Genomic DNA, 11,387 nt, shown 5'->3' on the forward strand with positions numbered 1-11,387 from the left:
AAGGAACGTTGAAGACGACGACGTTGATAGGTCGGGTGTGTAAGCGCAGCGATGCGTTGAGCTAACCGATACTAATGAACCGTGAGGCTTAACCTTACAACGCCGAAGGTGTTTTGGCGAACGAGAGACAGACACGATTTTCAGCCTGATACAGATAACAGAATTTGCCTGGCGGCTGTAGCGCGGTGGTCCCACCTGACCCCATGCCGAACTCAGAAGTGAAACGCCGTAGCGCCGATGGTAGTGTGGGGTCTCCCCATGTGAGAGTAGGGAACTGCCAGGCATCAAATTAAGAATTAGTAAGCCGGTGCATTAATCCGGTGGTTACAGAAGTATTCGGTGGAGCGGTAGTTCAGTCGGTTAGAATACCTGCCTGTCACGCAGGGGGTCGCGGGTTCGAGTCCCGTCCGTTCCGCCACTTATTAAGACATTAAGCCTGCCCTTCCGGCAGGCTTAATGGCAAAAACTTTAGGGGCGTAGCTCAGTTGGTAGAGCACCGGTCTCCAAAACCGGGTGTCGCGAGTTCGAGTCTCTCCGCCCCTGCCATATAGAATCCTTTGCTTCGGCAAAGGATTTTTTTTTGCCTGCAAAGTAGCTCAACACCTTCCTGAAGAATAAGCAGCCTGCGTTTCCGCAGGCTTTTGCGTTAATCCAGTATGCTGGTTTTTAACAGATCTTTTATCTGCGACTGCTTATCGCTGTTTTGCAGCCAAATGGCATACAGCGGTCTGGAGAGCGTTGTCGAATCGGTGACAACATGGAGTGTAGGTTTATTATCCGCCCAGCGAACAGGTAACCAGGTACAGCCTTTCAATGCGGGAAGATGCTGGCATGCGATCTCCGCTGAGCTTGTCGTGAGCTGCGGGATATCATCGCTGGCAATTAACCCCGTCTCGTGTTGCTGAAAATCAGGCCCCCATTCCAGGCGTAAATAATTCAGGTCGGCCTTCATCATTGCAGGCTCCGATGCATAGAGCGCCAGGCTAAACTGTCCAACAATCTGGCTGCTAAATTCGTCCATCTTGGGGGCTTCTGTGGTGATCAGCAGATCAAGCTGCCGCTCGTGGAGTTGCTTAACCAGCGACTGACGTTGCGCAATCCTCGCCTCAAATTGCAGATGGTTGTGTGTGCGATATAGCCGCATAAGCCATTGGCTGAGCATGCATTCCCATAGCGATGCGCTGGCACCGATCGAGAATTCATTATGCCGGGAGGTGTGCGCAACCTCCTTTCGCGCTGCCTGCCAGGTATTCATCAGGGTTTCTGCATAAGGCAACAGCTTTTCACCGGCCGGTGTTAAACGAATATTGTTGCGATGGCGGGTAAAAAGGTTCACACCCAGTTGATTTTCCAGCTGTCGAATACGAAAACTGACTGCTGACTGCGTCAGGTAGAGGGCTTCAGCTGCTCGCCCAAAGTGTCGCGTTCTGCTCACTTCGAGGAAAGTTTTTAGCAATTCCGTATCCACATCTTTCTCCACAAAATTATTTGTCGTTATGATTTAAATGTTTTGTTTTACACTCTGTCAAGCGTAACTAATACTCCGCGCCATAAATAGCTCGGCCAAAGAATTAGGAGCGTGTAGGATGGCGGAAAGCTTTACGACGACTAATCGTTTTTTCGACAATAAACATTACCCGCGCGGGTTCTCTCGTCACGGCGATTTCACTATCAAAGAAGCTCAACTTCTTGAGCGCCATGGTTATGCCTTTAACGAGCTGGATCTGGGTAAACGTGAACCGGCAACCGAAGATGAAAAACAGTTTGTCTCTGTTTGCCGTGGTGAGCGTGAGCCGCAGTCTGATGCAGAACGTGTATGGATCAAGTATATGGCTCGCATTAAGCGTCCTAAGCGTTTCCATACGCTGTCTGGCGGCAAGCCGCAGATGGAAGGTGCAGAAGACTACACCGAGTCTGACGATTAAGAAGAGAAGGGGCTACGGCCCCTTTTTTTACGCCAGCATTTTTTGCAGATGCAACAGCAGCCGATCGATCGCACGGTAACTTAATGCCTCCTGCAAATGCCGCCTCTCTATTCCGGGGCAGCCCTCCACGTCGGCGACCGTGCGCGCTACTTTCAACAAACGCTGCCACGCGCGAATGGATAGCCCAAACCGCGTCAGTGTCTCTTCCAGCCAGCCTGCATCTTCAGCGTTGAGAGAACAAAACTGTCGGATCCCGCTGTTATCCAGCCGGGCATTCAGCCTGTTCTGACGAGCATACTGCCGCGCCTGCGCCGCAATAACCCGTTCACGCACAGTTGCTGAGCTTTCGCCCCTAATACCGGTTTGCCTCAGCAGACCGGGCGGGGGCAGGGGGATCTCGAGAGATAAATCAAAACGGTCGAGAAAGGGGCCAGACAGCTTACTCAGATAGCGCAGCGTCTGCTCCGGCGTACAGCGGTTATGATTGCCCTGATAATGACCCGTAGGGCTAGGGTTCATCGCCGCGACTAGCTGAAACTGCGCAGGGTAGCTTATTTTGGCCCGTGTACGAGACAAATGGATTTCGCCGGATTCAATCGGCTCCCGCAATGCATCCAGCACGCGGCGTTCAAACTCTGGCAATTCATCCAGAAACAAAATGCCGTTGTGCGCCAGTGAGATTTCACCCGGTCCGGGGATCGAACCCCCGCCCACCATCGCGGTAAGAGACGCACTGTGGTGTGGAGAGCGGAAAGGACGGCGGCGCCACTGTTTATGCAGCGACGTAGAACTGACCAGGCTAAATATCGCGGCGCTTTCCAGTGCTTCATGATTATTGAGGGGTGGCAACAGGCCGCTCAATCTGCTCGCCAGCATCGTTTTCCCCGTGCCTGGCGGACCTATCAGTAACAGGTTATGCCCACCCGCGGCCGTTATCTCTAACGCCCGTTTACCCTGTTCCTGACCCATAATATCGCTGAGATCCTCGGGCGAAGCTGGCGCCACCTCGTCATTCTCCTGCGGCTCGGCAAGCTCGTGTCGGCCTTCCAGCCAGGCGCAAACCTCTTGCAAATGTCCTGCGACAAGACACCCCTTTTCGGCGATAAGGCTTACTTCAGAGGCATTTTCATTGGCCACAATGATTTGTCTTCCCGCGCGTATGGCTTCAAGCGCACCCGAGATTGCTCCGGGAACGCCTCTTAACGCCCCTGTAAGCGCTAATTCACCCACGAACTCATACGAGCTTAGCCCTGGCGTATTGAGCTGTTCAGAAGCCGCGAGAAGCGCTATAGCAATAGGTAAATCATATCGCCCTCCCTCCTTTGGCAAATCGGCGGGCGCAAGGTTAATGGTGATCTTCTTCGCCGGAAAAGCATAACCGCTATTAATAATTGCGCTGCGCACGCGATCCCTCGCCTCTTTAACGGTCGTTTCTGGTAAGCCGACCAGCGTCAGTCCGGGCAGTCCATTACTTAAATGAACCTCTACAGAAATAAGCGGTGCCTTCACGCCGATGGCCACGCGTGTATAAACAACTGACAGTGACATAAGCCCTCCTTGGCGGTGACTATGCCAGCGTCATTTTTTCCTGTTTAGCACTAATTCACTGAATTACGGCGCTCGTTCCAGCCTTTTAGCGGCAAAATGTAATCCTTAAATGTCGGTGGAATCGGCCTCGCAGAAAAGAAATCATGCGCGCCTTGCCTGATGAAACAGGACAAAAAATGAAAAATCTTCATTTCTATTTTTTCCCTATATAAAACAACGATTTTGAAAGAAATAGTTCGCATGCTACAGATATAGGTCATAAAAAAATCTTGTGTCAGATGAAATATCTGTGGTAACTCTTTAGGTATTCCTTCGAACAAGATGCAAAAAGAACTGAAAATGACAGCCCTTCTACGAGTGATTAGCCTGGTCGTGATTAGCGTGGTGGTGATTATTATCCCACCGTGCGGGGCTGCACTTGGACGAGGAAAGGCTTAGAAATCAAGCCTTAACGAACTAAGACCCCCGCACCGAAAGGTCCGGGGGTTTTTTTATGACTAAAAAACTTAAATGAGGAGCAGAGAATGACGACTAGCACAAAATTCTGTTTCTCCAGATTTATGACGGGGAACTAACTATGAATGGGGCACAATGGGTAGTACATGCGTTGCGCGCGCAGGGAGTCGAAACCGTATTCGGTTATCCGGGTGGCGCAATTATGCCGATTTACGATGCACTGTATGACGGCGGCGTGGAACACCTGTTGTGCCGACACGAGCAGGGCGCAGCGATGGCCGCCATCGGTTATGCCCGTGCGACCGGTAAAACCGGCGTCTGTATGGCCACCTCCGGTCCGGGCGCAACGAACCTGATCACCGGCCTGGCTGACGCGCTGCTCGATTCCGTACCCGTGGTGGCGATCACCGGCCAGGTGGCCTCTCCGTTCATCGGCACCGATGCCTTCCAGGAAGTGGATGTGCTCGGTTTATCGCTGGCCTGCACCAAACACAGCTTCCTCGTTCAGTCTCTCGAAGAGCTGCCGCGGGTGATGGCCGAAGCGTTCGAGGTTGCCAGCTCTGGCCGTCCTGGCCCGGTTCTGGTTGATATCCCGAAAGATATCCAGGTTGCACTCGGCGATCTGGAGCCGCATTTCTCTACCGTGGAAAGCGATAATGCGTTCCCGCATGCAGAGGTGGAAGAGGCGCGTCAGATGATGGCGCAGGCCAAACAACCGATGCTGTACGTAGGCGGCGGCGTGGGCATGGCGCAGGCTGTTCCGGCGCTTCGCGCGTTCATTGCTACCACGCAAATGCCCGCCACCTGCACGCTGAAAGGTCTCGGTGCGGTAGAGGCGGATTACCCGTACTACCTCGGCATGCTGGGGATGCATGGTACCAAAGCGGCAAACCTGGCGGTGCAGGAATGCGACTTGCTTATCGCCGTCGGCGCCCGTTTTGACGACCGCGTTACCGGCAAGCTGAATACCTTCGCGCCGAACGCCAAAGTGATCCATATGGACATCGACCCGGCGGAGATGAACAAACTGCGTCAGGCGCATGTCGCGTTGCAGGGCGATCTTAACGCGCTGTTACCGGCGCTGGAGCAGCCGCTGGATATCAACCCATGGCGTCAGCACACCGCTGATATGCGTACTGAACACGCGTGGCGTTACGATCACCCAGGCGACGCCATCTATGCGCCGCTGCTGTTGAAACAGCTGTCAGACCGTAAACCCGCAGACAGCGTGGTAACGACGGATGTCGGCCAGCATCAGATGTGGTCAGCCCAGCACATGACCTACACCCGCCCGGAGAACTTTATCACCTCGAGCGGCTTAGGCACGATGGGCTTCGGTCTGCCAGCAGCCGTTGGCGCGCAGGTTGCCCGCCCGAACGATACCGTTATCTGTATCTCCGGTGACGGCTCCTTCATGATGAACGTCCAGGAGCTCGGCACCGTGAAGCGTAAGCAGTTACCGCTGAAGATCGTCTTGCTCGATAACCAGCGTTTAGGCATGGTTCGCCAGTGGCAGCAGCTGTTCTTCCAGGAGCGTTACAGCGAAACGACCCTGACCGATAACCCCGATTTCCTCACCCTGGCCAGCGCCTTCGGCATTCCTGGCCAGCACATCACCCGTAAAGACCAGGTTGAAGCGGCACTCGACACCATGCTGTCAAGCGAAGGGCCATACCTGCTTCATGTCTCAATCGACGAGCTTGAGAACGTCTGGCCGTTGGTACCGCCCGGTGCCAGTAACTCACAAATGCTGGAGAAATTATCATGATGCAACATCAGGTCGCCGTGCAGGCTCGCTTCAACCCGGAAACGTTAGAACGCGTATTGCGCGTGGTTCGCCACCGTGGCTTTCAGATTTGCTCTATGAATATGGAAACGGCCACCGACGCGCAGAACATCAGTATCGAATTAACCGTTGCCAGCCCGCGGCCGGTCGACTTACTGTTTAGTCAGTTATCAAAACTGGTAGACGTTGCCCATGTTGCCATCTGCCAGAGCACAACCACATCACAACAAATCCGCGCTTAAGCGTGACAGGACGAAAAAATGACGACAAAAAAAGCTGATTACATTTGGTTCAATGGTGAGATGGTTCGCTGGGAAGACGCGAAAGTTCACGTGATGTCCCACGCGCTGCACTACGGCACCTCCGTGTTTGAAGGGATCCGTTGCTACGACTCTCACAAAGGGCCAGTGGTGTTCCGCCATCGCGAACACATGCAGCGTCTGCATGACTCAGCCAAAATTTATCGTTTCCCGGTCTCCCAAAGCGTTGATGAGCTGATGGAAGCCTGCCGCGAGGTGATTCGCCAGAACAAACTGACCAGCGCCTATATTCGTCCGCTGGTCTTCGTGGGTGATGTTGGCATGGGCGTCAACCCGCCCGCTGGCTATAACACCGATGTGATCATTGCCGCGTTCCCGTGGGGCGCCTACCTGGGCGCGGAAGCGCTGGATCAGGGGATCGACGCAATGGTTTCTTCCTGGAACCGCGTGGCGCCAAACACTATCCCGACTGCGGCTAAAGCGGGCGGTAACTACCTTTCCTCACTGCTGGTCGGCAGCGAAGCGCGCCGTCACGGCTATCAGGAAGGTATCGCGCTGGATGTGAATGGCTACATCTCCGAAGGCGCGGGTGAAAACCTGTTTGAAGTGAAAGACGGCATTCTGTTTACGCCGCCATTCACTTCGTCCGCGCTGCCGGGCATCACCCGCGACGCCATCATCAAGCTGGCAAAAGATCTGGGTATCGAAGTGCGCGAGCAGGTACTGTCCCGCGAATCCCTGTACCTGGCTGACGAAGTGTTCATGTCCGGTACCGCGGCTGAAATTACGCCGGTGCGTAGCGTCGATGGCATTCAGGTGGGCGAAGGCCGCTGTGGCCCGGTCACCAAACGCATTCAGCAAGCCTTCTTCGGCCTGTTCACCGGCGAAACAGAAGACAAATACGGCTGGTTGGATCAGGTTAATCACTAAATATAAATTTGGGACGGCACGCACCGTCCCATTAAATAGTCAGACGGGAGTAAATAAAGCATGCCTAAGTATCGTTCAGCCACCACCACCCACGGCCGTAATATGGCGGGTGCCCGCGCACTGTGGCGCGCCACCGGAATGACCGACGCCGATTTCGGCAAGCCAATTATCGCCGTGGTGAACTCCTTCACCCAGTTTGTACCGGGCCACGTGCACCTGCGCGATCTCGGTAAGCTGGTTGCCGAGCAAATCGAAGCCTCCGGCGGCGTGGCGAAAGAGTTCAACACCATTGCGGTGGATGACGGTATCGCAATGGGCCACGGGGGAATGCTCTATTCACTGCCGTCGCGCGAGCTGATCGCCGACTCGGTGGAGTACATGGTTAATGCCCACTGCGCCGATGCGATGGTCTGTATCTCCAACTGCGACAAAATCACCCCGGGGATGCTGATGGCTTCCCTGCGCCTGAACATTCCGGTGATCTTCGTCTCTGGTGGCCCAATGGAAGCGGGGAAAACCAAGCTCTCCGACAAAATCATCAAGCTCGACCTGGTCGATGCGATGATCCAGGGCGCGGACCCGAAAGTCTCTGACGAGCAGAGCGACCAGGTGGAACGTTCCGCGTGCCCGACCTGCGGCTCCTGTTCCGGGATGTTCACCGCCAACTCCATGAACTGCCTGACCGAAGCGCTGGGCCTTTCTCAGCCGGGCAACGGCTCTCTGCTGGCGACCCACGCCGATCGTAAACAGCTGTTCCTTAACGCCGGTAAGCGCATCGTTGAGCTGACCAAACGCTACTACGAGCAGGACGACGCCAGCGCGCTGCCGCGCAACATCGCCAGCAAAGCGGCGTTTGAAAACGCCATGACGCTGGATATCGCCATGGGCGGTTCCACCAACACCGTTCTGCACCTGCTGGCCGCCGCGCAGGAAGCTGAAATCGACTTCACTATGAGCGACATCGACAAGCTCTCCCGCAAAGTGCCGCAGCTGTGTAAAGTCGCGCCGAGTACCCAGAAGTACCACATGGAAGATGTCCACCGTGCGGGTGGCGTGATTGGTATTCTCGGCGAGCTGGATCGTGCCGGGCTGCTGAACCGCGACGTGAAAAACGTGCTCGGCCTGACGCTGCCGGAGTCGCTGGAGCAGTACGACGTGATGCTGACCAAAGACGACGCGGTGAAAAACATGTATCGCGCCGGTCCGGCGGGCATCCGTACCACCCAGGCGTTCTCACAGGATTGCCGCTGGGACACGCTGGATGACGATCGCGCCGAAGGCTGCATTCGCTCGCTGGAACATGCCTACAGCAAAGACGGCGGTCTGGCCGTGCTGTACGGTAACTTCGCGGAAAATGGCTGCATTGTGAAAACCGCAGGCGTGGACGACAGCATCCTGAATTTTACCGGCCCGGCAAAAGTGTATGAAAGCCAGGACGAAGCGGTAGACGCTATCCTCGGCGGCAAAGTGGTGGAAGGCGACGTGGTGGTCATTCGCTACGAAGGGCCGAAAGGCGGCCCCGGCATGCAGGAGATGCTCTACCCGACCACCTTCCTGAAATCGATGGGCCTCGGCAAAGCTTGCGCGCTGATCACCGATGGTCGTTTCTCTGGCGGCACGTCAGGCCTCTCCATTGGTCACGTCTCGCCAGAAGCGGCAAGCGGCGGCAATATCGCGATCATCGAAGATGGCGACCTGATCGAAATCGACATTCCGAACCGCGGCATTCAGCTGAAGCTGAGTGACCAGGAGATTGCGGCCCGTCGTGAAGCGCAGGAAGCCCGCGGCGACAAAGCCTGGACGCCGAAAGATCGTCAGCGTGAAGTCTCCTTCGCCCTGCGCGCTTACGCGAGTCTTGCCACCAGTGCAGATAAAGGCGCGGTGCGCGATAAATCTAAACTGGGGGGCTAATGATGGCCGAGTCACAACCCTTATCCGCCGCCCCGGAGGGGGCGGAATACCTGAGAGCGGTGCTACGCGCGCCGGTCTATGAAGCGGTGCAGGTCACGCCCCTGCAAAAAATGGACAAACTCTCTTCGCGTCTCGACAACGTCATTCTGGTGAAGCGTGAAGACAGGCAGCCGGTGCACAGCTTCAAGCTGCGCGGCGCCTACGCGATGATGGCCGGGCTGACGGACGAGCAGAAAGCGCGCGGGGTGATTACCGCCTCGGCGGGCAATCACGCGCAGGGCGTGGCGTTCTCCTCGGCGCGTCTGGGGCTGAAGGCGCTGATCGTGATGCCGGTCGCCACCGCAGATATCAAGGTCGACGCGGTGCGCGGGTTCGGCGGAGAAGTGCTGCTTCACGGCGCTAACTTTGACGAAGCCAAAGCCAAAGCGATTGAGCTGGCGCAGCAGCAGGGCTTCACCTGGGTGCCGCCGTTCGATCACCCGATGGTGATTGCCGGGCAGGGTACGCTGGCGCTGGAACTGTTGCAGCAGGACGCCCATCTCGACCGCGTTTTCGTCCCGGTGGGCGGCGGTGGCTTAGCCGCAGGTGTGGCGGTGCTGATCAAACAGCTGATGCCGCAGATCAAAGTGATTGCGGTTGAAGCGGAAGACTCTGCCTGCCTGAAGGCGGCGCTGGACGCCGGACATCCGGTAGATCTGCCGCGCGTCGGGCTGTTCGCCGAGGGCGTGGCGGTGAAGCGCATTGGCGACGAAACGTTCCGCCTGTGCCAGGAGTATCTCGACGATATCGTCACCGTCGACAGCGACGCTATCTGCGCGGCGATGAAAGATCTCTTCGAGGATGTGCGTGCGGTGGCGGAACCATCCGGCGCGCTGGCGCTGGCGGGAATGAAAAAATACATCGCCCAGCACAATATTCGCGGCGAGCGTCTGGCGCACGTGCTTTCCGGTGCCAACGTGAACTTCCACGGTCTGCGCTACGTTTCCGAGCGCTGTGAGCTGGGTGAGCAGCGTGAAGCGCTGCTGGCGGTGACCATTCCGGAAGAGAAGGGCAGCTTCCTGAAGTTCTGTCAGCTGCTGGGCGGTCGTTCGGTAACGGAGTTCAACTACCGCTTTGCCGATGCCAAAGATGCGTGCATTTTTGTCGGCGTGCGTCTGAGCCGTGGCGTGGAGGAGCGCAAAGAGATCCTCAGCCTGCTGCATGACGGCGGTTACAGCGTGGTCGATCTCTCCGACGACGAGATGGCGAAGCTGCACGTGCGTTACATGGTCGGCGGCCGTCCATCCAAGCCGCTGAAGGAACGCCTGTTCAGCTTCGAGTTCCCGGAATCGCCGGGCGCGCTGCTCAAGTTCCTGCACACGTTGGGCACGCACTGGAACATCTCTCTGTTCCACTACCGCAGCCACGGCACCGACTATGGCCGCGTACTGGCGGCGTTCGAGCTGGGCGAGCACGAGCCGGATTTCGAAACGCGCCTGAACGAGCTGGGCTATGAGTGCCATGACGAAACCCACAACCCGGCGTTCCGTTTCTTCCTGGCGGGTTAGGTTGTTCGGGAAAATGCCTGATGGCGCTGCGCTTATCAGGCCTACGTTCTAAGGTTTGAACTGCGTGTAGGCCGTGTAAGCGCAGCTCCACCCGGCTTTAGTGGTTCGGCAATATCGTCCAGAACGCATCAATAAGCGGCTCATGCAGCCGCTTTTTTTGTGCGCACACGCCTAGCTCGAACGGCGTTTTCTCGTCGCTGCGTTCTAAAATCATCACGCGATTGCGCACCGGCTCTGGGCTGTTTTCCAGCACCACTTCCGGTAGCAGCGCTACGCCGCAGCCGAGCGCCACCATCGATACCATCGCCTCATGGCCGCCGACCGTGGCGTAAATCGACGGGTTACTGATCTTCTGGCGGCGGAACCACAGCTCAATGCGGCGGCGCACCGGCCCTTGATCGGCCATGATAAACGGCACCGTGGACCAGTCCGGTTTCTCCACCGAAACCTGGTTGCGCACCGGGCAGGGCAGCGCCGGGGCAATCAGCACTACCGCCAGATTCTCCAGCATCGAGAACGCCACCGCCCCCGGCAGCGTTTCAGGTTTTCCGGCAATCGCCAGATCCGCTTCGCCCGTCACCACTTTTTCCATCGCGTCGGCGGCATCGCCGGTGGTGAGCTTAATTTCAACCGACGGATGTTCCGCGCGGAAGCGGTCGAGAATGGGGGGAAGATGGCTGTAGGCAGCGGTCACGGAACAGAAAATATGCAGCTCGCCGGAAAGCGACGGCCCCTGCTGGTCGATGGTGTGTCGCAGCTGCTGGTACTGTAATAACGTCTGCTGAGCAAAGATGCGCAGCTCTTCACCTGCTTCCGTGAGGGTGACGGTGCGGTTATCGCGCACGAACAGCGGCTGGCCGAGGTCTTCCTCAAGGCGCTGGATCTGGCGCGACAGCGTGGAGGGGCTGACGTGCATCGCCCGGGCGCTACGGCCAAAGTGACGGCTTTCCGCCAGGTGCAGGAACATTTTCAGATCGCGTAAATCCACCGATTCCACTCCCTCTTTTTACATTGCATAAATTGC

The 11,387-nt window shown here is 56.7% G+C and carries 11 protein-coding genes, 2 tRNA genes and 2 rRNA genes; 12 read left to right on the forward strand and 3 right to left on the reverse strand.

Features of this window, described 5'->3' with window-relative positions; translation table 11 throughout:
• From ACJTMZ_RS21485 to ACJTMZ_RS21500, 4 genes are all read left to right on the forward strand, one after another.
• Window positions 1-96 (forward strand): 23S ribosomal RNA (locus tag ACJTMZ_RS21485); the annotation flags it as partial.
• Window positions 97-167: 71 nt separating this feature from the next.
• A 5S ribosomal RNA gene (gene rrf / locus ACJTMZ_RS21490) occupies window positions 168-283 on the forward strand.
• Window positions 284-341: 58 nt separating this feature from the next.
• Window positions 342-418, forward strand: a tRNA-Asp gene (locus ACJTMZ_RS21495).
• 52 nt (window positions 419-470) lie between these two features.
• Window positions 471-546, forward strand: a tRNA-Trp gene (locus ACJTMZ_RS21500).
• A 100-nt stretch (window positions 547-646) separates the two neighbouring features.
• On the opposite strand, the gene hdfR is transcribed toward ACJTMZ_RS21500, so the two are convergent.
• The gene (gene hdfR / locus ACJTMZ_RS21505) at window positions 647-1,468 is read right to left on the reverse strand and encodes an HTH-type transcriptional regulator HdfR (protein WP_045339136.1); all 822 of its coding nucleotides are present in this window, start codon (window positions 1,466-1,468) and stop codon (window positions 647-649) included.
• Window positions 1,469-1,586: 118 nt separating this feature from the next.
• Between hdfR and ACJTMZ_RS21510 the strand changes: the two genes are divergently transcribed.
• Window positions 1,587-1,925: a DUF413 domain-containing protein gene (locus ACJTMZ_RS21510; protein ID WP_006808641.1), complete on the forward strand. Its 339-nt coding sequence runs from the start codon at window positions 1,587-1,589 to the stop codon at window positions 1,923-1,925.
• A gap of 27 nt (window positions 1,926-1,952) precedes the next feature.
• Here ACJTMZ_RS21510 and ACJTMZ_RS21515 read toward each other — a convergent pair whose 3' ends face one another.
• Complete coding sequence (locus ACJTMZ_RS21515; protein ID WP_408626978.1) at window positions 1,953-3,473, reverse strand: YifB family Mg chelatase-like AAA ATPase; 1,521 nt, start codon at window positions 3,471-3,473, stop codon at window positions 1,953-1,955.
• Window positions 3,474-3,812: 339 nt separating this feature from the next.
• Between ACJTMZ_RS21515 and ilvL the strand changes: the two genes are divergently transcribed.
• The 7 genes from ilvL (at window position 3,813) to ilvA (ending at window position 10,363) form a co-directional block, all read left to right on the forward strand.
• Window positions 3,813-3,911, forward strand: a complete 99-nt coding sequence (ilvL, locus tag ACJTMZ_RS21520; RefSeq protein WP_001311244.1) for an ilv operon leader peptide — start codon at window positions 3,813-3,815, stop codon at window positions 3,909-3,911.
• 86 nt (window positions 3,912-3,997) lie between these two features.
• Window positions 3,998-4,048 carry a peptide IlvX gene (gene ilvX, locus ACJTMZ_RS21525; RefSeq protein ID WP_166792073.1) on the forward strand — a complete coding sequence of 17 codons (51 nt, stop codon included), beginning with the start codon at window positions 3,998-4,000 and terminating at the stop codon, window positions 4,046-4,048.
• A gap of 2 nt (window positions 4,049-4,050) precedes the next feature.
• Entirely contained in the window at window positions 4,051-5,697 is a 1,647-nt protein-coding gene (gene ilvG, locus ACJTMZ_RS21530) for an acetolactate synthase 2 catalytic subunit (RefSeq protein WP_023304625.1), read from the forward strand.
• Window positions 5,694-5,957 carry an acetolactate synthase 2 small subunit gene (gene ilvM / locus ACJTMZ_RS21535; RefSeq protein ID WP_003860184.1) on the forward strand — a complete coding sequence of 88 codons (264 nt, stop codon included), beginning with the start codon at window positions 5,694-5,696 and terminating at the stop codon, window positions 5,955-5,957. Before ilvG ends, ilvM begins: the two co-directional genes overlap by 4 nt.
• Window positions 5,958-5,975: 18 nt before the next feature.
• On the forward strand, window positions 5,976-6,905 hold the full coding sequence (ilvE, locus tag ACJTMZ_RS21540) for a branched-chain-amino-acid transaminase (protein WP_003860182.1): 930 nt from the start codon (window positions 5,976-5,978) through the stop codon (window positions 6,903-6,905).
• A gap of 60 nt (window positions 6,906-6,965) precedes the next feature.
• The gene (gene ilvD / locus ACJTMZ_RS21545; protein ID WP_062939280.1) at window positions 6,966-8,816 is read left to right on the forward strand and encodes a dihydroxy-acid dehydratase; all 1,851 of its coding nucleotides are present in this window, start codon (window positions 6,966-6,968) and stop codon (window positions 8,814-8,816) included.
• A gap of 2 nt (window positions 8,817-8,818) precedes the next feature.
• Window positions 8,819-10,363 (forward strand): threonine ammonia-lyase, biosynthetic, encoded by a 1,545-nt coding sequence (gene ilvA, locus ACJTMZ_RS21550; RefSeq protein WP_026094330.1) that lies wholly within the window; start codon window positions 8,819-8,821, stop codon window positions 10,361-10,363.
• Between the two features lie 97 nt (window positions 10,364-10,460).
• Here the strand turns inward: ilvA and ilvY are convergent, their stop codons facing one another.
• A complete protein-coding gene (gene ilvY / locus ACJTMZ_RS21555; protein ID WP_017693777.1) occupies window positions 10,461-11,351 on the reverse strand; it encodes an HTH-type transcriptional activator IlvY in 891 nt (296 codons plus the stop codon).
• Between the last annotated feature and the right edge of the window lie 36 nt (window positions 11,352-11,387).

The sequence above is a fragment of the Enterobacter sp. DN genome, assembly GCF_046054285.1.
Taxonomy (GTDB): Bacteria; Pseudomonadota; Gammaproteobacteria; order Enterobacterales; family Enterobacteriaceae; genus Enterobacter; species Enterobacter hormaechei_C.